Here is a 22,450-nt window from a genome sequence, read left to right as displayed (position 1 = left end):
GATGAAAACGGCTGTTCGAACCGGGGGGTGGGTGGCTCGCGCAGAGGTGGTGGTCTGTCCTGAATGTGATCTGGTGACGCGGTTGCCCAAGCCGCTGCGGGGTAAGCGTGCCTATTGTCCGCGTTGTGGCGCAGTTGTTTGGCGCAGCGGCGTGCCGTTTCGCGCGTTGCTGCCGTGGGTGGTCACTGCGTGGGTGCTGTGGTTTGCGAGCGGCGTGCAGCCGCTTGCGCAGCTCGAGCTTTTCGGGCAGGTTACCGAGGTGACGTTATGGACGTTGGCTGCGGCGCTTGCGCGGGGGCATGAAACGGGTTTGGCCGCGATCGTTTCAGCGACGACGGTTTTTGCGCCGCTTGCGTTGTTGCTGACCTACACGTGGCTTTTTGTTCCCTTGTGGCGCCGTCGAACGGTTCCCGGAATTCGTCTGTTGTTGCGGTATGCCCACTGGCACCGCCACTGGGCGATGCTCGATGTCTTTCTATTGGGCGTGGTCGTCGCGGTGGTGAAACTTGGGGATATGGCGCGTCTGCTTCCGGGGCTCAGCCTGTGGGCGTTCGTTGGTTTCACCGTTTCGTTGGCCGTGATCCACGCGCTTTTCGATTGGGATCGCTACCGTGCGGATTGGCTGGCATGCCACCGCGTTTCGTGACCGCTACGATGTTGGGGTGGGCGCGCTGTGACCATTGCGGCGCGATCAACCGCCGGGTCACCCGTGACCGCTGCCGCTGCGCGGTCTGTGGGGCCACGTTGCCGCGCGTTGAAGAGACCGCGCAAGAACGACGCGTGGTTTGGGCGCTGCTCCTTGCGGCGTTTGCGTTCTACTTTCCGGCGAACCTGTTACCGGTGATGACGGTCGCCAATTTGGGACGTTCGGAACCGAGTACGCTCATTGGTGGCGTGATCCACCTTTATGTGGTCGGTTCGTGGGGGCTGGCCACGATCGTGCTGGTGGCCAGTGTCTTGATCCCATTCGCGAAGATGGTGGTCCTGGGGTTCGTGCTCTGGGTGAGTGGCACGCGCCGCCGACGTTGGCAACCGGTCGCGGTGCGGTGGTTGCGGTGGATCGGCTGGTTGGGTCGCTGGTCGATGGTCGATGTCTTCGTCGTTGCGCTCTTGGCTGCATGGGTGCAGTTCGGCGAGATTGCGGCGATTACACCGGGTGCCGGAACGCTTGCTTTTGCCGCGGTGGTGGTGCTCACGATGGTTGCCACCGAGCGTTTTCGACCCCGGTGGTTGTGGTGGGAGTCCGATTTTGACGGAACATGAGAATCTTTTGACCCAATTGCCGGAAGCTCAGCCTGCGACGCCGAGTGGTGCCGGGTTCGCGCGCTGGGCGATTTGGTTGTTGCCGATCACGGCGTTGGTGATCGCGTTTTGGGTGGGGTATCAGGCGTGGCGTGACGCGGGAGTGACGGTTTCCGTTCGTTTTCCAACCGCTGCCGGGATCGAAGCGGGTAAGACGCGCGTTCGCTACAAAGAGGTGGAAGTGGGTCGGGTGACCGTAGTGACGCTCGATCCAGCGCTCGATCAAGTGGTCGTGACGCTATCGATCAACCGGGACGTGGCGAGACACCTGCGAGCGGATGCCCGCTTCTGGGTGGTGAAACCGCGTGTGACGGCGCGTGCGGTTACCGGGCTGGAGACCTTGCTGTCTGGAGCGTACATAACGTTCGATCCGGGGAAAAACGGTGCGCGGCAATCCCACTATCAAGGGCTGAACGAACCGCCGTTGGTGTCCGCCGAGGGTGGCGGGAAACGTTTCGTTTTGACGTCGCGCACCGCCGCGCCGCTCGAGGTGGGAACGCCCCTCTACTTTCGCGGTTTGGCCGTTGGGGAAGTGGTCGGTGCGGCACTGGATCCGGAAGGAACGTTGCGTGTTTCGGTATTCGTGCGCGCGCCGTACGACGAACAGGTGCGCGTGGGCAGTCGATTCTGGGTGCAGCAGGCGGCGCGCGTCGAAATCGGCGGCCGCGGAATCGTTGCCGAGGTGGCTTCGGGTTTGGCGCTCTTGCACGGTGGCATTGCGTTCGACTGGCGACCACCGTGGGGTGACGCGGCGCAGGCGGCAGAGGGGCATAGTTTTCCGCTCTACGCCAATGCGCAAGAGGCAGAGAACCCTGCACCCGAGTTCCGCTTGATCTTTCGTTTGCGGCTCCCTGAGGGGGTGAGCGGACTCTATCCCAGGACGCCAGTCTTCTTCTCGGGTTTCGAAGTGGGACAGGTGTTGGGAGTCTTGCCGCGTTTCGACGAACGCACGGAACGGGTGAGCCCGGAGGTTTGGATCGAGGTCTGGCCGGAGCGCCTCGATCTGCCGAAGGATGAAGCGCGCGTCAAGGCGATTTTTGCTGCATGGGTCAAGGAGGGGTTGCGAGCGCAGCCCAAACCGATGAGTTTGCTCACCGGGCAGAAGATGATCGACTTGGTGTTCGTCCCCCGTGCCGCGCCGGCTGAACTGGTGTGGGAAGGGGGATACCCCACGTTCCCGGCGTTGCCCGCGGCATTCGACGAGGTAGCGCGAACCGTGACCCAATTGGCAACCGACCTGCGCGATGCCCCATGGAAAGAGCTCATCACCGAGCTGCGTGACGCCGCGCACGGGTTGCGCGCGCTTCTCGATGCCCAAGACCCCCATTCGGCAGCACGGCAGTTGCGTTCGGTACTACAGCGGACCGACCGATTGTTGGCCGAATTGGATCGCGCGCCCAAAGCGGTGATGGCCACTTTGGCCCAAGTGCGGGAAACGCTGGCAACATTGGAAAAGCTGACCGCGTCGCTCGCGGAAGATTGGGGGGATCAAGGGGTGCCCCGCGCACAGCTCCAGGCAGTGCTGCAATCGACGCAGCGCGCAGCCCGAGCGGTCGAGCTGCTCGCGGAAGAACTTGCGCGTCATCCTGAGTCGCTGATTCGCGGGAAGGCACAGTGAAAAACAGAACGGACAAAAGCGTGTCGCGTTGTGTGTCATCGTATTCGCGTGGTGTGCGCTCGATTGGGGCGTTGGCGGTTGCCGTTTTTTTGGGGGGCTGTAGCACCGTGCCGCCAACGACCGATGTGTTCACGCTCCAGCCAGCCCGTGGTGTGACGAGCCATATGACGACGGCAGGAGCGGTACCCGAACGCACGCAGGTGGTCCGGGTTGCCGTATCGGTGCCGCAAGCGCTCGATCGGCGTGCCTTGACCGTTCGTGTCGATGCGGTGCGCTACACGATCGACGATCGCTACCAATGGTCTTTGCCGTTTGGTGCGGAAGTTGAGGAAGCGCTCCGAACGCGACTTGCCGCGCGCTATCCAGCGTACGTGTTCGTTTCCGACCTGTCCGCGGCGGCCAATCGGGCCGATAAACGGTTACAGTTTGTTTTCGACCGTTATGAAGCCGCCCGGAAAGGAGGCGCGGTGGCACACGGTTATTGTTCGCTGCGTGCGGGCAACCAAACCGTGTGGACGCGCCCGTTTGCTTTCCATACCGAGGCCGAAGCAACGCCCGAAGGTATCGCACAGGCGTTGCAGTCGTTACTTGACGAAGTCCTCTCCGTCTGTGTGCTGGAACCAGAGGGGCGATAAGTGTTTCACATCGTGCTCGTCGAACCCGAGATCCCGCAAAACACGGGCAATATCATTCGTCTGTGCGCCAATACCGGTGCGCAGCTCCACTTGGTGCGGCCGTTGGGTTTTACCTTGTCCGACAAACAGTTGCGCCGTGCCGGCTTGGACTACCACGAATGGGCGACGATGCAGGTCCACGCCGATTGGTCTGCGTGTCGTGCCGCACTTGCGGGGAGACGCTGGTTTTTGCTGACGACCCAGGGGGAAACTCGGTACGATCAGGTGGCGTTTGCGCCCGAGGATGTTCTGGTCTTTGGCGCGGAAACCCGGGGCGTGTCGGCAGCGATCCATGCGGAATTCTCGTCAGCCCACCGGCTGCGCGTGCCAATGCGTCCCGGGCAACGCAGCCTCAATTTGGCCAATACCGTGGCGCTGGTGCTCTATGAGGCGTGGCGGCAAAATGGTTTTTCGGGGAGTGTCTGACGACAAGGCATGAGGGAAAAGTGGCGGGGATGGTGGGGTTACGGCCGCTCAGTGACGAGATCGCCGAGATGAAGCGGCTGTTCGTGTTGCCTGCGTTTCAAGGGAAACAGATTGGGCGAATGCTCGTTCAGGCATTTTTGGAGCGGGCAAAAGCACTGCGGTACCGAAAAGTTCGGCTCGATACGGTGGCCAAACTGGTTACCGCGAATGCGCTCTATCGCCGAATGGGCTTTTACGCAATTCCGCCTTATCGTTTCAACCCATTCCCCGACGCGATGTTCTGGGAGAAAACGATCGCATAGGCCGAAGGGCAGGTTCAGAATTCGAATCTTGGGTCGCGTGCGAGGAGTTTTTCCACGACCGCTTCCGCTGAAGTGCCCGGTGTGAACAGCAGTTCATGCACGGCCTGAGCAATGGGCATTTCGATGCCAAGCGTATTGGCAAGTTGCACACACGCTTGCGTCGTGGGCACCCCTTCTGCAACGTGTCCCAGCGCGGCCAGTGCGGCAGAGAGTGGCTCCCCGCTAGCGAGTAACAGTCCCAAACGTCGGTTGCGGGAAAGCCCACCGGTGCAGGTGAGAATGAGATCCCCCATTCCGGCAAGCCCCATCAACGTTTCACGCTCGGCACCAAGGGCTTCGGCAAGCCGACCCATTTCGGCAAGACCCCGGGTGATGAGCGCAGCACGCGTGTTGAGCCCAAACCCCAACCCTTCGGCGACTCCGGCCGCGATCGCGATCACATTCTTGATCGCACCGCCCACTTCTGCGCCGGTGACGTCATGGTGCGCGTAGAGGCGAAAGCGCGGCTGGTGGAGCGTATCGATGATCGCTTTGGCCCATTGGGCATTGTGTGACGCCAAAACGACCGCGGTGGGGAGTCCTTGCGCCACTTCCAGCGCAAAACTTGGCCCCGTGATCACGCCGTGGTCGGGCAACGCGGCAGCGGTAGTCTCACTCCAGACGCGCGCCGCGATTTCGTGCGGCAGTTCTTGCGTGTCGGGCAAAATCCCTTTGCACGCCCAGAGGAAAGGAGTGTGCGGTGCTGTCTGGGCAAGGGTGGCGACCGTTTGGGCAAGTCCGGCAAGAGGTGTGGCGATGACCACCAATTCTGCGTCACCGATTGCGGTAGCACAATCGTCCGTGACACGCACGTTGGGCGGCAGTACCGGGCCTGCAAGGTAGCGTTCGTTGGTGCGCTGTGTGTGTATGCGCTGGGCCAATGCGCGCGACCGGCACCAGAGGGTGACCGGGTGGTGTTGGCCCCATGCGATCGCAAGTGCCGTGCCCCACGCGCCCGCCCCCAAAACCGCCAGTCGCATCGCTTACCAGCCCCAAACGTCGCGTTTGGCCACGTACCCTGTTCCTTGCGCCGTTTCTACCGCTACCCATCCGGGAGGCGTGCGCTGTGCGGTGTTCAGGCGCAATACGGCATTTGCCGGAAGCACGCTCAGAAGGGCCGCGCTTTTGTCCGGTGCGGAACGAACCTCGGTTTCGGCGTGACGTGTGATCACCGTGCGTTGCGTCGTGAGCGCGTTGGCCGGAACCCAAAAGAGACCGCCCCCATCTTTGTCGCGCACTTGGGCCCAGCCGTTGCGTTCTTGGATGAGCTCGACCGGAGTGCCTGGACCGTAGTAGAACGCAATGGGCGCCTGCTCTTGGGGTGCTTTTCGCACCGGTACCGGCTCGCGGACGCTGCGGTAATCGGCAGCGTAGGCATTAGTGGCAAAACAATAGGCAGCGACGAGGAGCGCCAGGCGGTGAAAAACGCGCCCGCTGTGCGCAGCGTCTTGCAACCGTCGCTGGAAGGGCTGGCCAAGCATGGCGCGGACTCCTTTTCGTTACTGGGGGGTATCGGTGGAGGGCGCTTGCTGCGCTTGTTGCTTTTGTTGGAGGTAGAGCGCTTCGAAATTGACCGGTGCCAGGAGGACCGGTTGAAAACCGGCGCGCGTCGAGGCATCCGAAATCACCTCGCGGGCATACGGATAGAGGATGCTGGGGCAGGCCACGAACAGCAGGGGTTCGACATCGCTTTCGGGGACGTTGCGCACCAGAAAGACCCCGCCATAGGTGAGCTCGATGAGGAAGAGCGCACGCTCTTCGACAGAGGCTTTGACCGAGATGGTGAGCGCCACTTCGTAATGGGCCTCGTCGAGTTTGCGCGCCGCAGTGCCCATTTCGACCTGGATATTGGGTGCTTGCGTTTCTAAGAAACAGTCGGGCGCGCGCGGGACCTCGACGGAGAGGTCTTTGACGTAGAGTTTTTCGATGGTGAACATCGGCGCCTGACTTTGGGCGTTGCCGCTATTGGCAGGATGGGTTTCGCTCATCGTATGGTTTCCTTGACCAAGAAAAGAGAACGGTTCGCGTTCGGGAAGGGTGTTACTTCAACCCCAAAAGGGCATCGAGTTTTCCTTCCCGTTCCAGCGCGTAGAGGTCATCACAGCCACCGACATGGGTGTCGCCGATGAAGATCTGCGGCACGGTTCGTCGTCCGGTGACGCGCATCATTTCGTCGCGCAGCGCCGGGTCGTTGTCGATCAAAATCTTTTCGATCACGGCAATGCCCTTGCGGCGCAACAATTGCTCCGCACGGACACAATAGGGGCAGTAGTGCGTGGCGTACATGCGAATGGCAGGGGTCGTCATTTGCGCTTTTTCTCCGTTTTGCTGGTGACGAGCGGCAGGTTGGCCTTGCGCCACTCGACCAAGCCACCGACCAGATGATAGACTTTTTCGAAACCCGCTCGACGCAGTTTTTTTAATGCTACCGCGGAACGGGCGCCGCTTTCGCAGTAGAGGATCAGGGGGCGGTTTTTGACCTTCTGCAGCGCTTTGTCGTCTGGGATGCGTTCCAAAGGCACGAAAATCGCGCCCGGAAGATGGCCGCTCTGGTATTCGGAGTCGCTGCGGACATCGACCGCGACCGCGCCTTCTTGGTTGATCATCAGGGTGGCTTGAAGCGGCGTGAGACGCGAACGGTCGGTCAGCGCACGGATGGTCTCGACGACCCACCAACTGCCGCTCACGAGCGCCAGAAGGCTCCACTGCCATTGGTGCAACAGATAATCGGTAACAGTCATGCTGGCTCCTTGCTCCTTGGGTTGCCGTTCAGCGGTGACAAAAGAGCTCACGCATCAAGACGACGAGCTGAAGGGTCCGCGGATCGGCAACGCGGTAGAAGACGCGGTTGGCTTCTTTGCGCGTGGCCAAGATGCCTTTGTCGCGCATGATCGCCAGATGTTGTGAGACATTGCTCTGTGACGTTCCCACCGCATCGACGATCTCTTGCACGCACGCTTCGTTCTCACCGATTACGCACAGAATCTTCAAACGCAGCGGGTGGGCGATCGACTTCAACGCCCGCGCCGCCATTTCGATCTGTTCGTCTTTCCCAGCGAGTTCGACGATCGTTTGGCTCAACATTTCCCACGGGTCTCGCGAACGATTTGTGAAGCCGCTAGTATAAAATGTTTCGTTGCTTTTGGGGGGCATGGAACGTTCCTTGCCGGTTTTTTCGATAATCATATCAGAGGATGCTGATGTATAAGATCGTTCTTCTGCGCCATGGTGAATCGGTGTGGAACCGTGAAAACCGATTTACCGGTTGGACCGACGTGGATTTGACCGAAAAAGGGAGTGAAGAGGCGCGTGCGGCCGGCGAACTGCTCAAAGCGCACGAGTTTGCGTTCGACCGAGCTTTTACCTCACGGCTGAAGCGTGCGATCAAAACGTTGCACATCGTTTTAGAAACGCTCGATCAATTGTGGATTCCCGTCGAGTCGTCCTGGCGGCTCAACGAACGCCATTACGGCGCGTTACAGGGCTTGAACAAAGCCGAGACTGCGGCCCAGTATGGTGAAGATCAGGTGCTCGTTTGGCGCCGTTCCTATGATGTGCCGCCACCCGCACTTGCGGAGGACGATCCGCGTTTGGAGAAGGATGACCCGCGCTATTGGGATCTACCGAAAAGTGACTTCCCGCGTACGGAATGTTTGAAAGATACCGTGGCGCGTTTCGTACCGTACTGGGAGACGGTGATCGTACCGCGTATCTTAGCTGGAGAGCGGATCTTGATTGCGGCACACGGTAATAGCCTGCGCGCGCTGATCAAATACCTCGACAACGTTTCGGACGAAGAGATCGTCGGGGTCAATATACCCACAGCGCAGCCGCTCGTCTATGAGTTGGACGCCAACTGCCGACCGGTCAAACACTACTATTTGGCCGACGAAGAGACGATTCGCGCCCAGCAAGCGGCAGTGGCCGCACAGGGGCGGGCGAAGTAAGGGCGACGGTGCGCGACCCGCGCCAGAATGTCGGCAAGCAGGGCGGCGCCCTTTGGGGTGCTGCCCTTTTGTTTTTCGTGGTGGGCGCGTTCGGTGGAGGCGTAGCGTTTGGTGCTGAAGCCAACCCCAACAACGCCCAAGAAGCTCAATCGCAATTGAACGCGTTGCGTGAAGAGTTGCGTGCACTCCAACAGAAAGCGAAAAGTGTTGCCGAGCGCCGGGCAGAGATCGAGCGGCGATTGCAAATAGCCGAAACCTCAGCGGTCATTCTTGTCCGGCAGTTGGCCCGCCTGGAAGCGGAAGCGCAAAGGCTCGAGGAACAGGTTGCCGCAGCCAAGCGAGCGTGGGAGGCGGCGCAAAAGCAGGCGCAACAAAGCCGACAACGTTTGGCCCATCTGGTCGAAGCACTGTCGTTGACGGTACCGCACGACCCAGTGGTTGGGGGTGGTCCGCAGGTGACTACGGCCGTTGCCGAGCGCGTCCGCGAAGAGGCGGCGGCGCAGGTACAGGGTTGGATCGCGCAAGCTGAAGCGCAACGGGCGCAAGCGGCAAAGTTGGCGCAAGCGTTGTCGCAAAAGCAGGCCGCGCTCAGTGCGCAACGGACAGAACTTGCCAAAGAGCGTGCCCGTTGGGAGCAGTTGGCGGAGAAGCGCAAAGTGTTGCACGAAGCGTTGGCGGAAACGCTCGCGAACGTCGAGGAACGGCGCAAAGCGCTCGAAGCAGACGCGCGTGCGTTGTCGCAACTCGTGAAACGACTCGAAGCCGAAGCGAGGCGTCGCGCGCAAGAAGAGGCGCGTCGGCGGCAAGCAGAATCCAAGGGGGGTAATATCCCCGAAGGCGATCGTGCCACGGCCCGTGCGATGGTTGCCCAGCGTGGGGCGTTGCCGTCACCGGTTGCGCAAGGCACATTGACTGCAACCTTCGGCGAGCGACGGCCGGAAGGTGGAACTTGGCATGGTCTTTTCTGGTCAGCGCCAGAAGGGGCTTCCGTGCGCGCAGTCGCCGATGGTGTCGTGGCCTTTGCCGATTGGCTCCGTGGCTATGGACAACTCGTCATCCTCGACCACGGGCAAGGACTCCTCACGATTTACGCCAATCTCGACGCACCGCTGGTTGATGTGGGCGAAACGGTGCGCAAGGGCGAAACGATCGGTCGCGTGGGACGCATGGAACATTTCGCGACGAGCGGGTTATACTTTGAACTGCGTAAAGGCGGGAAGCCGGTCGACCCCCGCCCCTGGCTCAAACAGTAGGAAGAGACGATGACGACACGTTGGCGCCGAATGGCTTGGTCTGTAAGTGGCATGTTCGTCGGGGTGTTGCTTACCCTGACCGTGACGGGTTGGGCGAGCCGAACGGAGACGAACGCGTTGCCGTTGCAAGAGCTGCGCACGTTCGCCGACGTGCTCGACGTGGTGAACAAAGCCTACGTCGAGGAACCGGACAACAAGAAATTGGTGGTCGAGGCGATCCGTGGGATGGTCGCGAGTCTCGATCCCCACTCGGCGTTTCTCGATGCCGAAGAGTATCGCGAGCTGCAGGTGGGCACGCAAGGCGAGTTCGGCGGCTTGGGCATCGAGGTGACGATGGAGGATGGGTTCGTCAAGGTCGTTTCACCCATCGAAGAGACGCCGGCGGCGCGCGCGGGGCTGCAGGCGGGCGACCTCATCATCAAGCTCGACGATTCCCCGGTGAAAGGCATGACGTTGCGCGACGCGGTGAAACGGATGCGCGGCGAGCCGGGCACGTCGATTACCCTCACGGTGCTGCGCAAAGGAAACGAAAAACCGTTTACGGTGAAAATCACCCGGGAAGTGATCAAAGTGCGCAGCGTCAAGGTGAAGCGGGTGGGAGAAGGTGATGTCGTGTACGTGCGTATCACCAATTTCCAAGAGACCACCGGCCCAATGCTCGCCGAGCAGCTCAAGCGTGAAGCGCGTGACGGGGAAATCAAAGGACTCGTTCTCGACCTGCGTAACGACCCCGGGGGGTTGCTCCACGCGGCGATCGGCGTTTCGGCGGCTTTCTTGCCGGAAGAGGCGCTCGTGGTCAAGACGAAGGGGCGATTGCCGGATACGCAGCGGGCATACCATGCGCGCGCCGAAGACTATCTGCGCGGAAGTGACGAGCAACGCGACTATCTTGCCAATTGGCCGGAAGTGTTCCGCACGATCCCGATGGTGGTTCTGATCAACGCGGGATCGGCATCGGCATCGGAAATCGTTGCGGGCGCACTGCAAGATCACGGCCGTGCCAAGCTCTTGGGCGAAAAGAGTTTCGGCAAAGGGTCGGTGCAGACGATTTTACCGCTCAACGATGGCACTGCGCTGAAGCTCACCACCGCGCTGTACTATACCCCCAGCGGCCGGTCGATCCAGGCGGAAGGTATCGAACCCGATTTCGTCGTCCCCGAACGGGAAAACGGCAAGCGTAAAGCGTTGCGCGAAGCCGATCTGCAAGGGCACATCGAGCTCGACGCGATAGGACAGATTCGTCGTCCTGCCGCATCCACCCAACCAAACGGCAACGCCGGTGGGGGCGAAGGGGCGGATGCCGACACACAATCGAACGATGAGGGGCCGACGAAACCGATCGAATACGGCAGTGAGCAGGACCGGCAATTCCAAGCCGCGCTTTACTGGTTGCGCCATGGGGTATTGCCGGAATGGGCGCAGGTGACGAAAGCCGCACCGACGCAGACGGTCGCGCAAAAACCGTGAACGCCGAAATGACCCGAAGCGGGCGGCGAAAGGAGGTGGTGCGATGAAGCGAGAAACGCCCTATCGTTTGGCTGGACGGGTCAAAGCACCGGAGGTGCCGTGTTCGGGGATCGAGAAGCGTCGTGCGTTGCGGGTACGACTGCAAGCGGGGCAGACACTGGAAGCCGCAGCGTTTGTTTTGGCCGAGCGCAAGAAGCTCAAAGTGCAGATCGAACCCCCCGATACACTCGTCGTCGAATATTCGGTGCGTGACCACTTGCTGGTCGAGCTGGAAGAGGCGCTCATTGCCGCTGGTTTTACACTGGACGACACCCTTGCGGCGCGCGTCCAGCGCGCTTGGTACCATTACTGCGAAGCGGTCCAGCGCGAGCATCTCGAACAACCGGAGCGGCTGCTGAAGCAGGCACAGACCGCCTTCGTTCAAGAGTACCAGGAGCATCCCCACGGTGACCACGATCCCGCCCCAGAAGAGTTGCGCCACTACCACTGACACAACCGATCTTCTCGACGATGCAGCGCTGCTGCGCTACAGTCGCCACATTCTTTTGCCGGAGATCGATATCGAAGGCCAGACGCGGATCCGATCCGCGCGTGTCTTGGTGGTGGGGGCTGGCGGCTTGGGTTGTCCCGCAGCGCTCTATCTGGCTCGGGCCGGTGTTGGTGTGGTGACCGTTGCCGATGGCGATACGGTCGACGCCACCAATTTGCAGCGGCAGATCCTCTATACGGAGTCCGATATCGGCCGCCCCAAAGCCGAAGCGGCTGCCGACGCGTTGCGGCTGGCGAACCCAGACGTCACCGTGACCGCGGTTCCCCATCGGCTGGCGCAGCACGACCTCGACGCACTGGTAGCCGCAAGCGATGTCGTGCTGGATTGCACCGACAATTTCGCAACGCGCCATGCGATCAATCGTGCCTGTGTACGCCATTGCAAGCCGCTCGTGAGCGGTGCCGCGATTCGGTTCGACGCGCAGCTTGCGGTCTTTGACGTACGCGCATCGGCTTCACCGTGCTACCACTGTCTTTTCCCGGAAGGGGAAAACGTGACCGAAGTGCGCTGCGCCACGATGGGTGTCTTCGCGCCATTGGTAGGAGTCGTTGGCGCACTGCAAGCCCACGAGGCGCTGAAAGTGATCGTGGGATGCGGCGAACCGTCGTGGGGGAAATTGTGGCTTTTCGATGGCCTGGGGTTCGAGTGGCGCAGTATCCGTGTCCCCCGAGATCCGGCATGCCCGGTTTGCCGTGATCGCCCGGCTCGGGACGAATAATTCCCACGCAACGCTGCCGCGTTGGGCGTCGATAATCAAGATGCCGAAAGCGTTGCGACGACTGCGTCTGCGATCGCCCGGATCACCGGTTCGAGGGTGCCAATTGGCGGAAAACAAGAGAATTGGACCGCCGGGTAGCGTGTAGCCAAATTGTTGACCAGCTGGGGTAGGTCGCGCTGTAGATGCCCCCCTTCGGCAACGAACCAGGGAACGATCACGATTTCGCTATGGGTAGGGGCGAGTTCCATAACGGCTTCGGTCAACGTCGGGGAGAGGAACTCCAGGAACGCCACGGTTACCGTGTGATCCGGTAGCCGCTCAGAGAGGACGCTCTGGGCGTACCGAAGCGGTTCCGCCCACTCGGGGTTGCGTGCGCCATGCGCAAAGAGCACGAGGGCGCGGCGCGGCGTGGGTTCAGGGTGCGGCGCGGTGTGGTTCGTCGCAGTCATTGCCGGGCTCCACCAATTCGAGAGAGAGATCGTCGCCCAAACGGCGCACGCGGTCAATACGCCATTTGGGGGCGGCTGCCACCGCAGTGAGTTCCCATGCCGGAAAAAGGGGATAGGCGTCGCCGCCAAACGCTTTCGGGGCAAGGTAGTGGAGCCAGCGGTCGACGAGGCTGTTTTTCAGGAACGCGCTGGCAAGGGTGGCGCCGGCTTCGACCAAGACTTCGTTGAGCGACTGTTCGGCTAGCCACCGCGCCAGAGCGTGGAGATCGATCCGTCCGTTCGCTGTCGTGGGCAGGCAATGGACGGTACATCCCATCTGCGTCAAGCGGGCGATTTTCTCCGAATCCGCGGTGTCTGAGGTGATTACCCAAGTGGGCGCTTCATGGTCGCAGAGAAGCTGTGCGCTTTCGGGTATGAGCAAGCGGCTGTCGAGAACGATCCGGATCGGTCGCCGGCGTGTCGGGCGGTGACGGACCGTGAGTTGCGGGTCGTCGGCGAGCACGGTTCCGATACCGGTGAGGACGGCGCAACAGCGGGCGCGCCAGCGGTGAACGTCACGGCGCGCCGCTTCGCCCGTGATCCAGCGACTCATGCCGTTAGCCAGCGCGATGCGGCCATCGAGCGTTGCCGCGGTTTTGAGGAAAAAAGCGGGGCGGTGCGCCGTCATGCGCCGAATGAAACCGGGGTTGAGTGCGCGGCACTCTGCCTCGAGCACCGGACCCACCACTTCGATTCCGGCAGCGGCAAGTTTCGCCAACCCTTTGCCGGCAACGAGGGGGTTTGGGTCGCGCATGCCATAGACGACGCGGGTGACGCCAGCGGCGATCAACGCGTCGGCACACGGCGGCGTCTTGCCGTGGTGGGCGCACGGTTCAAGTGTCACGACAGCGGTTGCGCCGCGTGCGCGGTTACCTGCTTGATGCAGCGCGCCAATTTCGGCATGGGGACCCCCTGCGCGTTCGTGCCACCCTTCGCCGACAAGGGTGCCATCGGGGGCAACGAGCACACAGCCGACGCGCGGATTGGGGGTTGTCGTGTTCATCCCCCGGCGCGCCAGGCGAAGCGCACGCCGCATCCACTGGGCAAAAGGGGATGCGTCTTGAGGCGAAACCGTAGCTGTCACGTGGGCGAGGAATTGATCATTCACGGGGCGACGGATCCTAGGACGCGGCGTCTGAGTCGGCCTCTGTGGGCGTAGGGGCAAAGAGGTCCCCAGGCTCGGAAAGCGGGGGGTGCGTCTCTTTCGCCCCTTTTTTTCGCCGTCGCGGTTTGACGTTGCGCAGGAATTGCGCGAACGCGTCGACGTCTTCGAAGTTGCGGTAGACGGAAGCGAAACGGACATAACCGATCTTGTCGAGCGATTTGAGCGCGTCCATCGCCCATTCGCCGAGCTGGTCGGAGGCGATTTCGCTGGCGCCACTTGCGAGGAGCTTCGCTTCGATCGCGTCGATCGCTGCGTCGATCGCGTCGTTCGAGACGGGACGTTTGCGCAGCGCCAGCTCGAAACTGGCACGCAGTTTTTCGCGTTGGTAGGGTTCGCGCGCGCCGTTGCGTTTGATCACTGCGGGCAGTTTGATCTCGGCGCGCTCGAAGGTGGTGAAACGCCGCCCGCACGCGGCACAGCGACGGCGGCGGCGGATCACCGCGCCGTCGTCGCTTTCGCGCGTCTCCAGGACTTGGGTGTCAGGCGCACTGCAGAAGGGGCAACGCATCGCGCCGCAACCGCGATCAGACGCGGCTCCATTCGTAGACTGGGAAGCGCCGACAGAGCTCAGCGACTTCGCCTTTGACCCGCTCGATCACCGTGGCGTCTTCCGGTGCCTCGAGCACGTCGGCGATAAGGTGCGCGGTTTTGACCGCTTCGGCTTCCCCGAAACCGCGGGTGGTGATCGCAGGAGTACCGATGCGAATGCCCGAGGTGACCATCGGTTTTTCCGGATCGTTCGGAATCGCGTTTTTGTTCACCGTGATATGGGCTTGGCCCAAAGCGGCTTCGGCGGCTTTCCCCGTGATCCCCTTGGCGCGCAGATCGACCAGGAACAGGTGGGATTCGGTTCGGCCGGAGACGATTCGAAGCCCGCGCGCTTGGAGCACGGCGGCCATCGCCTGAGCGTTTTGCACCACCTGTTCTTGGTAGCGTTGGAATTCGGGCGTCATCGCTTCTTTGAACGCGACCGCTTTCGCGGCGATCACGTGCATCAGCGGCCCGCCTTGCAGCCCGGGGAAGACAGCGCTGTTGATCGCTTTTTCGTGCTCCGCCTTCATGAGGATCACCCCACCCCGTGGGCCGCGCAGCGTCTTGTGCGTGGTCGACGTGACGACGTCGGCGTGCGGCACGGGGTTGGGGTAGACCCCGGCGGCGATCAAGCCAGCGTAATGCGCCATGTCGACCCAGAAGATCGCACCGACGGCCCTTGCGATCGCGGCAAAACGCGCCCAATCGATTTTGAGCGCATAGGCGGAGGCCCCCGCGACGATGATGCGCGGCCGGTGTTCGTGCGCGAGCCGCTCGACGGCGTCGTAGTCGATCTCTTCACGGTCGTTGAGCCCGTAAGAGACGACGTGGAACCATTTGCCCGAGAGGTTGAGCGGCATGCCATGGGTGAGGTGCCCCCCTTCGGCCAGGCTCATCCCCATGATCGTGTCGCCCGGTTTCGCAAACGCCATCAGCACCGCTTGGTTGGCTTGCGAACCGGAGTTGGGTTGCACGTTTGCTGCTTCTGCGCCGAAGAGTGCTTTCAGGCGGTCGATCGCGAGTTGCTCGACGCCGTCGACGAATTCGCAACCCCCGTAGTAGCGACGGCCCGGGTAGCCTTCAGCATATTTGTTGGTCAGCTGGCTTCCTTGCGCCGCCATCACTGCTGGGCTGGCGTAATTTTCCGACGCGATGAGTTCGATGTGTTCTTCTTGACGACGGTTTTCGGCCTGGATGAGCGACCAGATTTCCGGGTCGACGGTTTCGAGAGTATCGGATTGACGGAACATCGTGATTCCTTTGGGTGCCGCAAAGGCGCTATTTTACATGACGGAAGAGGCGCTGCGTGCAGGCGATCGCCTGGTTGGCAGCGCAATCCGCAAAAAGCCGTTCCTGAAATCGGGAGCGAACGGGAAAAGGGTTACTCTTTGCGTTCGTTCTGGGGGGCGTTTGTGGGCATGTGCGGGGTGTGCAAAGCGACAGCGTTGCCATTCATCCGTTTGCGCAACCGGATGTTGAGCATTTCGACGACAAACGAGAAGGCCATCGCAAAGTAGAGATAACCCTTCGGCACGTGGACGCCAAACGCTTCGGAGATGAGCACTACCCCGATCACCACCAGGAAACTGAGTGCGAGCATTTTGACCGTGGGGTGGTGGTCGATAAATGCGGCGATCGGCGCGGCGGCAACCATCATCACCAGCACGGCGACGACGATTGCCGCGATCATCACCGGCAGGTTTTGCACCAGCCCCACTGCGGTGATCACCGAGTCGAGCGAAAAGATAATGTCGATCAATGCGATCTGGATCAGGACGGCGAGGAACGCTTTGGGTTTGGGCGATTGCACGGCACGATCCCCGGACCCTTCCAGACTCTCATGAATTTCCGAGACGCTCTTGGCGATCAGAAAGAGCCCCCCACCAAGGAGAATGAGATCGCGCCCGGAGAATGACCAGGAAAAGAGGGAAAAGAGTGGTGTTGTCAGGCGCATTATCCAGGTCAGCGAAAAGAGGAGAGCGATGCGGAAGAGCATCGCCAGGGAAAGTCCCAGGATTCTGCCTTTGGTTTGCTGCGCTTTGGGCAGGCGGTTTACCAGGATGGCAAGAAAAATCACATTGTCGATGCCGAGGATGATCTCAAGCGCCGTCAGGGTCAGGAAAGCAAAGATCAGGTCGGATAGCTCAACGAGTGCCATGGTGGGGCTCCTTTGACGCAGTAACTGGCCAAACGAGAGTTTCGCTCACGGGGGGATGGCTCAGGAAGCGCTGCGGGCTCGCGGTGGTGCCATAAGCGCCCGACTGAAAGACCACGACCCAGTCCCCCGCTTCGGCGCGGGGCAGGAGGACGTTGCTGGCCAACCGGTCGAGCGGCGTGCACAGGGGGCCGACGATCGTCACCTTTTCCGTTGCGGGGCTGTTCATTCGGTTACCGATCGCAACCGGGTAGTTTTTCTTGAGCACTTGCCCGAAGTTGCCCGTTGCGGCGAGGTGTGCGTTGAGTCCTGCGTCGCAAACGAGGAAGGTCTCGCCGCGCGAGGTTTTCCGTTCGAGGATTTGGGTGACGAACACCCCCGCTTCGCCGACGAGATAGCGCCCCAGCTCGAGGATGAGTTGGGTGGTGGGGAAGCGCTGCCGGTGGATTTGCGCCAGGCGGTGCAGCGCCGCGCCAACAGCGGCGCGATCGAGCGGGGATTCTCCGGCGAAATAGGGAATGCCCAGGCCGCCCCCAAGGTTGAACCATTTTGGTGCCGCGCCTGCTTCATCACACAACCTAGCCAGAGTTTCGTAACTGTTTTGGTGCGCGGCAATCAACCGTTCGGTATCAAGGAGTTGTGAACCGGCGAAGAGGTGGAGTCCTGTCCAGTGCGCACCACTTGCTCGAATGCGGGCGATCAGCGCTGGGGCGGCTTCGCGGTCGACACCGAATGGTTGTGCGCCACCACCCATTTTCATCCCCGCACGGGTCATCGTGAAGTCTGGGTTGATCCGAAGCGCTACGGCAGGGGTGACGCCGAGCTGCTCCGCGGCGGCAAGGACAGTAGTGAGCTGATCGGGCGATTCGATCGTGACCGTGACGCCGGCGGCGACGGCACGACGGATTGCCGTCGGGCGTTTCCCAGGGCTTGCGAACGCGATGCGCTCTGGCGGCATTCCGACGTCGAGCGCGAGCGCCATTTCGTTTTCCGATGCGACGTCGAAGCCATCGACCCACGAAGCGATTGCGGCGACGAGCGGCGCAAAAGGGTTGGCTTTCACCGCGTAGTGAATGTGGATCTCGGGGCCAAAGGCATAACGGCATTCAAGGATGCGGGTTCGGAGCCGTTCGGCATCGTAGGCGTAGAACGAGGCGGTGCCCAAGCGCGCAGCAACCAAGGGTAGGGGCGTTCCGCCGATCAAGAGAGTGCCGTCGGACTGAGCAGGCCAGAGGATCGAAGGATGGTGGCTGAGTTCCGTCACGATGGGGCTCCGTTTCTGTTCTGCTCAGTGTCCATGCGCCTCAGCCGAGAAGCGGGATTCGAGTGCTTGTCGAACCGCATGACGGTCGATTTTGCCATTCGGGTTGCGCGGTAACGGTTCTGTCACCAGATCGATCAGCGCCGGGACCTGGTAGGTGGCCAAATGGCGACGGCAGTGAGCGGTTAGGTCGGCGGCGGTGACGTTGTTTAGGGAGACGACGACCGCAACCGCGATTTTCTGGCCCAGGAGGGGATCGTCGAGCCCGCACGCACAACATTCGACCACCGCGGGGTGCGCAAGGAGCACACTTTCGATCTCTTCTGGGCTCACGCGGTAGCCGCTGGTTTTGATCTGACCGTCGCGGCGACCGACGAAGTAGAGAAAGCCGTCATCGTCGCAATAGCCGTAATCGCCGGAAAAGACAGCGATTTCGGGCAGCGGCAATGCGCCATTGGCCGGTCGCAACGCGGGTGGAAGCGTCCGAAAGCGCGCTTGGGTCTTGACCGGATCGTTCCAATAGCCCAGGGAGACGAGTGGGCCGCGCTGCACGATTTCACCGATTTCGCCGGGGGGGGCCCGTGTTCCATCTTCGCGAACGACGATTACGTCGTTGTTGGGAACGGGGATGCCGATCGATTCCGGCCGTTTCGGCCATTCGGACGGCGGCAGGTAGGTGGCGCGGAACGCTTCCGTGAGCCCGTACATCACGAAGAATGGGCTCTTTGGGCAACGGTCGTACCACTCAGCCACCCAGCGCGGCGGCATCTTTCCGCCGGTACTCGCGCCCAAACGGAAATGTTCGGCGAAGGTTGTGGGCCAGGAAAGGTTGAGCAGTTGCCGCCACAGGGGGGGTACGGCGGTCAATACCGAGATCTGGTGTTCGCCGACGACCGCCAGCGCATCGCGGGGCAGAAAATAGTCGTGGAGCACGACCGTCGCGCCAACGGTCCAAGCAGTCGTGAGTTGGGAAAAGCCCGCATCGAAGGAGAGCGGCAAGAGCGCGAGGATCCGATCGGTAGTGGTGAGGCCCAGGTAGTGGGCGACGGTTTGGGCGCCAGCAAGCAGGTTGCGGTGGGAAACGACCACACCCTTGGGGAAACCGGTGCTGCCCGAGGTGTAGAAGATCGCCGCGGGGTCGTTTTCGGTGATCCGATTCGCGTCCTCGCGAACGGAATTCGATGCGGGGTTGGCGTGCGTGAGCAACAAAAGGGAATCGCGTTCGTGCGGCGCGGCCAATTCGGCAAGGGGCGACGGGGGCGTGTGGGGGCGCCAGGCGTTCGCTGCGTCCAAGTGGGCGCGCAAGGCGTCGGCGCGGGCGGTGCTGGTGACGATCAACGAGGGGCGTGCGTCGTGCACGAGATAAGCGATCTGTTCTGGCTTGAGCGCAGGGTTGGCGACGATGAAGAGCGCGCCCAGGCGGTTTGCCGCCAGGAGCGCGATGATCGTTTCAACGCGTTTGTCGAGCCAGATCAGCACACGCTGCCCCGGATGGAGGTGCGCCTGCCACGCTTGGGCGGTTGCGGTGACGTGCGCGTCGAGCTGCGCGTAGGTAAGGCGGCGCGCACTGGCGCGCGTCTCGATGAGCGCCTGTTGTTCCGGTGTACGCTGCGCTTGGTGCGTCACGAGTGCGGCAAGGGTGATGATCATTGGCTTCGTTTTCTTGGTGCGCTGCACAACTCTTGCGTATAATCGCTCACTTCACGGACGCGCAGGAGTCTATCTTGGCTCTGGAAACGGAAATGCTCGATCTGGTTGCGACGGTGCTGGAGCTCTCTCCCCAGCGACGGGCGCAATTGACCACCGATTCCCCGCTGTTGGGCGCGTTGCCGGAGCTCGATTCGATGGCGGTATTGGATTTGCTCCATGCGATCGAAGCCCAGTATGGCGTGACCATCGAAGACGAGACGGTCACGAGCGACCGCTTCGCATCGGCGAAAGCACTGGCGGATTGGGTGCGGGAACTGCGTGGCGATGCTTTGAACTGATCGGCCTTGTGCATGCTCGATCATCCTGTTTGCTGCTCATTCGGCACGAATCATCGTGCCGACGCCATGGTCGGTGAGAATCTCGAGCAGAAGGGCGTGTTCGACCCGGCCGTCGATGATATGCACGGAGCGCACGCCGTTTTTCGCCGCTTCAAGTGCGGATGCGATCTTGGGCAACATGCCGCCTGAGAGGGTTCCGTCGGCGACCAGTTGGTCGATCAGGCTGGGGGTGAGTCCGGTCAGCAGATTGCCCGCTTTGTCGAGCACCCCAGGGGTATTGGTGAGGAGCACCAGTTTTTCGGCGCGGAGGACTTCGGCGACTTTCCCGGCGACGACGTCGGCGTTGATGTTGTAGGTTTGGCCGTCTTCACCGACGCCGATTGGCGCGATCACGGGGATGAAATCGCCGGAATCGAGAAAGGAGATGATGCTGGGGTCGATGCGGGTGATTTCGCCCACCTGACCGAGGTCGATCAGGTCTTCGTCTTTACCGGGCATCCTCATGTAGAGTTTCCGCGCGCGGATGAAGCCACCCCCATCCTTGCCGGTGAGGCCAACTGCTTTACCCCCATGCTGGTTGATGAGATGGACGATCTCTTTGTTGACCTGGCCTCCAAGGACCATTTCGACGACATCCATCGTTTCGGCGTCGGTGACCCGCATGCCTTGGATGAATTCGCCCTTTTTCCCGACGCGTTGCAGCAGGTTTTCGATTTGCGGCCCCCCGCCGTGCACGACGACCGGGTTCATCCCCACCAGTTTCAGGAGCACTACGTCTTGCGCGAAACAGGCTTTGAGGTGGGGGTCTGTCATTGCGTTCCCCCCGTATTTGATGACGATGGTTTTGTCGAAAAAGCGCTGGATATAGGGAAGTGCTTCCGAAAGGATGCTGGCTTTGAGACGGGGGTCGATCGTGTTGTCGTTCATTGGCGTGGGTCCTGGTCTCACGAACAAGAAAAGAATGGATGGAAAGATTGTATCAAGGGTTTTCTTGCTGGGGGGCAAGCAGCGTTTCCAACTTCTGTAAACCCGGATAGTTGGGGTCGAGACGGCGCAGTGTGCGCGCGGCGCGCTTCGCCTGTTCTTGCGCGACTTCTGCGGGGATCACGCCGTGCGCACGGGCGCGAAGGAACGCAAGCGCCAGGTTGAAGTGAACCGCAGGGCTTCCCGGCAGCGTTTCCACGGCTTTGGCCATTGCTTGGATCGCGGCTGGCCAGTCGTTCGTTTGGGCGTAAGAGACGCCTTGCAGCACGAGTTTTTTCGCCGATTCGGCAAGTTGCCGTTCGACGTCGTCCCACAACTGCCCATAGCCTGCGTTGCGCAACTGCGCCGCGAGGTGTTGGCGCGTCGTGTGGTCGCGCAGCAACTCGCGCAACCGCTTCAGTAAGCGCAACGCATCACTGCGTAGCGTTTCGTCGGAGAGTCCGGCAAGGAGCAGACGGGAGAACCATTCAGGAAGTGGATCGGGAATTGCCGAGTCACATGCGTAATGTAACGCGAGCCGTAACGCGTCGGTGGCTTCTTCTGCCAAACCTTGACGGTGCGCCAGGCGAAATTGGGCAAAATGGAAAATCGCCAATTCCAACGGGCTCTTGGTCCATTTTCCCAGTTCGGCAACGAGCGCTTTGGCTTCGTCCCATCGGCCGGTTTCCGCCATCGCTTCGACGATGAGCATTTTGTCTTCGGCGTTGCGTGGGATGCGGTGGGTTTGCAAGCGTTGCAGAGCGCGCCACGCGGTTTCGTGATCGCCCGCGGCAAGAAGGATCGGCAAGGCGTGCTGCAGACGCACGCGGTTGATCGAGGCTTGCGTGACGATTTGCTGAAAAGCCGCCGCCGCGGCTTCGCGATCGCCCAACCGTTCCGCAATAAGCGCCTGCACTTCCCACGCGTCGAGAAAACGGGGGTGGGCGTCGGTAAGGGCAGTGACGACCGCTTGGGCTTCGTCGAGTCGGTCGAGCGCAAGCAATGTGCGCGCTTTCCCCAACGACGCCCAGGGTTTGGCGTGTTCCGCAAGGATTGCGTCGTAGTGCGCCAGCGCCGCTTCCCAGTGGCCGGCGCGTTCGAGCAGGTGCCCGTAGAGGCGCAGCGCAGCGTTACGGAATTGCGGTGCGGCTTTCAGAATGGTTTGTAATGCATTTTGCGCGGTTTCGATCTCCGGGTCACCCCAAAGCCGCCAGAGGGGAAGGAGTGCTTGGTAACGGGCGGTGACCGAATGGACGCGCTTTTGCAGCTGCCAGCTGCTGACCGGTTGCAACAGCACTGCGTCGGGTCCGAGATCGGCAGTGCTGAGGATCACTTGCATTTGCCGCTCTTGGGTCAGGACCACGAAAGGGGTTCCGGCACGCGCGTCGGGAAAGCTGCGAACCGTTTCCAGTAGGTCGAGGGCGTTACCGTCTGGGCCACTCCATGTCGAGACGATGAGGTCCGGCTTCTGATTCGCCAGCGCGGATTGTGCGGCAGCGAAGGTGGCTGTGACTTCGACTGCCGTACAACCGCTTTCGCTGAGCACCGACTGCAGGAGTGCGCGCGTCGTCCCGTGGGGTTCGATAAGCAGCGCGCGCATCGT

27 protein-coding genes are annotated in these 22,450 nt (G+C 61.5%); 12 read left to right on the top strand and 15 right to left on the bottom strand.

From position 1 onward, the window contains the following. Window position 1 precedes the first annotated feature (1 nt). From HPTL_RS06705 to HPTL_RS06680, 6 genes are all read left to right on the top strand, one after another. Window positions 2-646, top strand: a complete 645-nt coding sequence (locus HPTL_RS06705; protein ID WP_119335293.1) for a paraquat-inducible protein A — start codon at window positions 2-4, stop codon at window positions 644-646. Then, complete coding sequence (locus HPTL_RS06700) at window positions 628-1,263, top strand: paraquat-inducible protein A (protein WP_119335292.1); 636 nt, start codon at window positions 628-630, stop codon at window positions 1,261-1,263. The genes HPTL_RS06705 and HPTL_RS06700 overlap by 19 nt, the downstream gene beginning before the upstream one ends. Continuing rightward, entirely contained in the window at window positions 1,250-2,920 is a 1,671-nt protein-coding gene (locus HPTL_RS06695) for a PqiB family protein (protein WP_170141293.1), read from the top strand. Before HPTL_RS06700 ends, HPTL_RS06695 begins: the two co-directional genes overlap by 14 nt. 164 nt (window positions 2,921-3,084) lie before the next feature. Then, window positions 3,085-3,555: a PqiC family protein gene (locus HPTL_RS06690; RefSeq protein WP_119335290.1), complete on the top strand. Its 471-nt coding sequence runs from the start codon at window positions 3,085-3,087 to the stop codon at window positions 3,553-3,555. Continuing rightward, window positions 3,556-4,020, top strand: a complete 465-nt coding sequence (locus HPTL_RS06685; RefSeq protein WP_119335289.1) for a tRNA (cytidine(34)-2'-O)-methyltransferase — start codon at window positions 3,556-3,558, stop codon at window positions 4,018-4,020. It abuts the gene before it with no gap. Between the two features lie 29 nt (window positions 4,021-4,049). Continuing rightward, a complete protein-coding gene (locus HPTL_RS06680) occupies window positions 4,050-4,322 on the top strand; it encodes a GNAT family N-acetyltransferase (RefSeq protein ID WP_119335288.1) in 273 nt (90 codons plus the stop codon). Between the two features lie 14 nt (window positions 4,323-4,336). Here HPTL_RS06680 and HPTL_RS06675 read toward each other — a convergent pair whose 3' ends face one another. Genes HPTL_RS06675 through HPTL_RS06650 form a run of 6 tightly spaced genes read right to left on the bottom strand, consistent with a single transcriptional unit; the run spans window position 4,337 to window position 7,445 of the window. Then, window positions 4,337-5,341: an NAD(P)H-dependent glycerol-3-phosphate dehydrogenase gene (locus tag HPTL_RS06675; protein WP_119335287.1), complete on the bottom strand. Its 1,005-nt coding sequence runs from the start codon at window positions 5,339-5,341 to the stop codon at window positions 4,337-4,339. Window positions 5,342-5,344: 3 nt separating this feature from the next. Continuing rightward, the gene (locus HPTL_RS06670; protein WP_119335286.1) at window positions 5,345-5,842 is read right to left on the bottom strand and encodes an SH3 domain-containing protein; all 498 of its coding nucleotides are present in this window, start codon (window positions 5,840-5,842) and stop codon (window positions 5,345-5,347) included. An 18-nt stretch (window positions 5,843-5,860) separates the two neighbouring features. After that, window positions 5,861-6,349 (bottom strand): protein-export chaperone SecB, encoded by a 489-nt coding sequence (gene secB, locus HPTL_RS06665; protein WP_119335285.1) that lies wholly within the window; start codon window positions 6,347-6,349, stop codon window positions 5,861-5,863. A 52-nt stretch (window positions 6,350-6,401) separates the two neighbouring features. After that, on the bottom strand, window positions 6,402-6,668 hold the full coding sequence (gene grxC / locus HPTL_RS06660; RefSeq protein ID WP_285614283.1) for a glutaredoxin 3: 267 nt from the start codon (window positions 6,666-6,668) through the stop codon (window positions 6,402-6,404). After that, window positions 6,665-7,102 (bottom strand): rhodanese-like domain-containing protein, encoded by a 438-nt coding sequence (locus HPTL_RS06655; protein WP_119335284.1) that lies wholly within the window; start codon window positions 7,100-7,102, stop codon window positions 6,665-6,667. The genes grxC and HPTL_RS06655 overlap by 4 nt, the downstream gene beginning before the upstream one ends. A gap of 28 nt (window positions 7,103-7,130) precedes the next feature. Continuing rightward, window positions 7,131-7,445: an ArsR/SmtB family transcription factor gene (locus HPTL_RS06650; protein ID WP_119336110.1), complete on the bottom strand. Its 315-nt coding sequence runs from the start codon at window positions 7,443-7,445 to the stop codon at window positions 7,131-7,133. A 116-nt stretch (window positions 7,446-7,561) separates the two neighbouring features. Here HPTL_RS06650 and gpmA point away from each other — a divergent pair, with 116 nt between their 5' ends. The 5 genes from gpmA to HPTL_RS06625 are packed head-to-tail and all read left to right on the top strand — an operon-like array spanning window position 7,562 to window position 12,296. After that, the gene (gene gpmA, locus HPTL_RS06645; protein ID WP_119335283.1) at window positions 7,562-8,308 is read left to right on the top strand and encodes a 2,3-diphosphoglycerate-dependent phosphoglycerate mutase; all 747 of its coding nucleotides are present in this window, start codon (window positions 7,562-7,564) and stop codon (window positions 8,306-8,308) included. Window positions 8,309-8,316: 8 nt separating this feature from the next. Next, window positions 8,317-9,561 (top strand): murein hydrolase activator EnvC family protein, encoded by a 1,245-nt coding sequence (locus HPTL_RS06640; protein WP_119335282.1) that lies wholly within the window; start codon window positions 8,317-8,319, stop codon window positions 9,559-9,561. Window positions 9,562-9,570: 9 nt separating this feature from the next. After that, window positions 9,571-11,028 (top strand): S41 family peptidase, encoded by a 1,458-nt coding sequence (locus tag HPTL_RS06635; protein WP_119335281.1) that lies wholly within the window; start codon window positions 9,571-9,573, stop codon window positions 11,026-11,028. A gap of 43 nt (window positions 11,029-11,071) precedes the next feature. Then, window positions 11,072-11,518, top strand: a complete 447-nt coding sequence (locus HPTL_RS06630; RefSeq protein ID WP_119335280.1) for a hypothetical protein — start codon at window positions 11,072-11,074, stop codon at window positions 11,516-11,518. Continuing rightward, a complete protein-coding gene (locus HPTL_RS06625) occupies window positions 11,475-12,296 on the top strand; it encodes a HesA/MoeB/ThiF family protein (protein WP_197713618.1) in 822 nt (273 codons plus the stop codon). Before HPTL_RS06630 ends, HPTL_RS06625 begins: the two co-directional genes overlap by 44 nt. A gap of 35 nt (window positions 12,297-12,331) precedes the next feature. Here the strand turns inward: HPTL_RS06625 and HPTL_RS06620 are convergent, their stop codons facing one another. The 7 genes from HPTL_RS06620 to HPTL_RS06590 form a co-directional block, all read right to left on the bottom strand. Continuing rightward, on the bottom strand, window positions 12,332-12,745 hold the full coding sequence (locus HPTL_RS06620) for a sirohydrochlorin chelatase (protein WP_119335279.1): 414 nt from the start codon (window positions 12,743-12,745) through the stop codon (window positions 12,332-12,334). Then, window positions 12,711-13,892, bottom strand: coding sequence for a bifunctional diaminohydroxyphosphoribosylaminopyrimidine deaminase/5-amino-6-(5-phosphoribosylamino)uracil reductase RibD (gene ribD, locus HPTL_RS06615; protein ID WP_231999969.1), 1,182 nt, complete (start codon window positions 13,890-13,892; stop codon window positions 12,711-12,713). Before ribD ends, HPTL_RS06620 begins: the two co-directional genes overlap by 35 nt. Window positions 13,893-13,905: 13 nt before the next feature. Then, a complete protein-coding gene (gene nrdR, locus HPTL_RS06610) occupies window positions 13,906-14,457 on the bottom strand; it encodes a transcriptional regulator NrdR (RefSeq protein ID WP_119335277.1) in 552 nt (183 codons plus the stop codon). A gap of 16 nt (window positions 14,458-14,473) precedes the next feature. Further along, window positions 14,474-15,730: a serine hydroxymethyltransferase gene (gene glyA, locus HPTL_RS06605; protein ID WP_119335276.1), complete on the bottom strand. Its 1,257-nt coding sequence runs from the start codon at window positions 15,728-15,730 to the stop codon at window positions 14,474-14,476. Window positions 15,731-15,861: 131 nt separating this feature from the next. After that, the gene (locus HPTL_RS06600; protein WP_119335275.1) at window positions 15,862-16,638 is read right to left on the bottom strand and encodes a TerC family protein; all 777 of its coding nucleotides are present in this window, start codon (window positions 16,636-16,638) and stop codon (window positions 15,862-15,864) included. Beyond that, on the bottom strand, window positions 16,625-17,899 hold the full coding sequence (locus HPTL_RS06595; RefSeq protein WP_119335274.1) for a pyridoxal-dependent decarboxylase, exosortase A system-associated: 1,275 nt from the start codon (window positions 17,897-17,899) through the stop codon (window positions 16,625-16,627). The genes HPTL_RS06600 and HPTL_RS06595 overlap by 14 nt, the downstream gene beginning before the upstream one ends. A 24-nt stretch (window positions 17,900-17,923) precedes the next feature. Next, the gene (locus HPTL_RS06590; protein WP_119335273.1) at window positions 17,924-19,546 is read right to left on the bottom strand and encodes an AMP-binding protein; all 1,623 of its coding nucleotides are present in this window, start codon (window positions 19,544-19,546) and stop codon (window positions 17,924-17,926) included. A gap of 74 nt (window positions 19,547-19,620) precedes the next feature. Between HPTL_RS06590 and HPTL_RS06585 the strand changes: the two genes are divergently transcribed. Next, entirely contained in the window at window positions 19,621-19,884 is a 264-nt protein-coding gene (locus HPTL_RS06585) for an acyl carrier protein (RefSeq protein WP_145981795.1), read from the top strand. A 36-nt stretch (window positions 19,885-19,920) separates the two neighbouring features. Here HPTL_RS06585 and argB read toward each other — a convergent pair whose 3' ends face one another. Both argB and HPTL_RS06575 read right to left on the bottom strand, forming a co-directional pair. Further along, window positions 19,921-20,811: an acetylglutamate kinase gene (gene argB / locus HPTL_RS06580; RefSeq protein WP_119335271.1), complete on the bottom strand. Its 891-nt coding sequence runs from the start codon at window positions 20,809-20,811 to the stop codon at window positions 19,921-19,923. Between the two features lie 52 nt (window positions 20,812-20,863). Next, window positions 20,864-22,447, bottom strand: a complete 1,584-nt coding sequence (locus tag HPTL_RS06575; protein ID WP_119335270.1) for a tetratricopeptide repeat protein — start codon at window positions 22,445-22,447, stop codon at window positions 20,864-20,866. Window positions 22,448-22,450: the final 3 nt, after the last annotated feature.

Origin of the sequence: Hydrogenophilus thermoluteolus, from assembly GCF_003574215.1 — a bacterium.
Taxonomy (GTDB): domain Bacteria; phylum Pseudomonadota; class Gammaproteobacteria; order Burkholderiales; family Rhodocyclaceae; genus Hydrogenophilus; species Hydrogenophilus thermoluteolus.
Note: the sequence above shows the minus strand (reverse complement) of the source record. Positions and strands in the feature narration are given on the sequence as shown.

What these genes read in the sequence shown, in the direction of transcription:
- HPTL_RS06705 (WP_119335293.1), top strand. Translation starts at nt 2, where the DNA reads ATGAAAACGGCTGTTCGAACCGGGGGGTGGGTGGCTCGCGCAGAGGTG.
- HPTL_RS06700 (WP_119335292.1), top strand. Translation starts at nt 628, where the DNA reads ATGCCACCGCGTTTCGTGACCGCTACGATGTTGGGGTGGGCGCGCTGT.
- HPTL_RS06690 (WP_119335290.1), top strand. Translation starts at nt 3,085, where the DNA reads ATGACGACGGCAGGAGCGGTACCCGAACGCACGCAGGTGGTCCGGGTT.
- HPTL_RS06680 (WP_119335288.1), top strand. Translation starts at nt 4,050, where the DNA reads ATGGTGGGGTTACGGCCGCTCAGTGACGAGATCGCCGAGATGAAGCGG.
- HPTL_RS06675 (WP_119335287.1), bottom strand. Translation starts at nt 5,341, where the DNA reads ATGCGACTGGCGGTTTTGGGGGCGGGCGCGTGGGGCACGGCACTTGCG.
- HPTL_RS06670 (WP_119335286.1), bottom strand. Translation starts at nt 5,842, where the DNA reads ATGCTTGGCCAGCCCTTCCAGCGACGGTTGCAAGACGCTGCGCACAGC.
- secB (WP_119335285.1), bottom strand. Translation starts at nt 6,349, where the DNA reads ATGAGCGAAACCCATCCTGCCAATAGCGGCAACGCCCAAAGTCAGGCG.
- grxC (WP_285614283.1), bottom strand. Translation starts at nt 6,668, where the DNA reads ATGACGACCCCTGCCATTCGCATGTACGCCACGCACTACTGCCCCTAT.
- HPTL_RS06655 (WP_119335284.1), bottom strand. Translation starts at nt 7,102, where the DNA reads ATGACTGTTACCGATTATCTGTTGCACCAATGGCAGTGGAGCCTTCTG.
- HPTL_RS06650 (WP_119336110.1), bottom strand. Translation starts at nt 7,445, where the DNA reads ATGTTGAGCCAAACGATCGTCGAACTCGCTGGGAAAGACGAACAGATC.
- gpmA (WP_119335283.1), top strand. Translation starts at nt 7,562, where the DNA reads ATGTATAAGATCGTTCTTCTGCGCCATGGTGAATCGGTGTGGAACCGT.
- HPTL_RS06635 (WP_119335281.1), top strand. Translation starts at nt 9,571, where the DNA reads ATGACGACACGTTGGCGCCGAATGGCTTGGTCTGTAAGTGGCATGTTC.
- HPTL_RS06630 (WP_119335280.1), top strand. Translation starts at nt 11,072, where the DNA reads ATGAAGCGAGAAACGCCCTATCGTTTGGCTGGACGGGTCAAAGCACCG.
- HPTL_RS06620 (WP_119335279.1), bottom strand. Translation starts at nt 12,745, where the DNA reads ATGACTGCGACGAACCACACCGCGCCGCACCCTGAACCCACGCCGCGC.
- nrdR (WP_119335277.1), bottom strand. Translation starts at nt 14,457, where the DNA reads ATGCGTTGCCCCTTCTGCAGTGCGCCTGACACCCAAGTCCTGGAGACG.
- glyA (WP_119335276.1), bottom strand. Translation starts at nt 15,730, where the DNA reads ATGTTCCGTCAATCCGATACTCTCGAAACCGTCGACCCGGAAATCTGG.
- HPTL_RS06600 (WP_119335275.1), bottom strand. Translation starts at nt 16,638, where the DNA reads ATGGCACTCGTTGAGCTATCCGACCTGATCTTTGCTTTCCTGACCCTG.
- HPTL_RS06590 (WP_119335273.1), bottom strand. Translation starts at nt 19,546, where the DNA reads ATGATCATCACCCTTGCCGCACTCGTGACGCACCAAGCGCAGCGTACA.
- argB (WP_119335271.1), bottom strand. Translation starts at nt 20,811, where the DNA reads ATGAACGACAACACGATCGACCCCCGTCTCAAAGCCAGCATCCTTTCG.
- HPTL_RS06575 (WP_119335270.1), bottom strand. Translation starts at nt 22,447, where the DNA reads ATGCGCGCGCTGCTTATCGAACCCCACGGGACGACGCGCGCACTCCTG.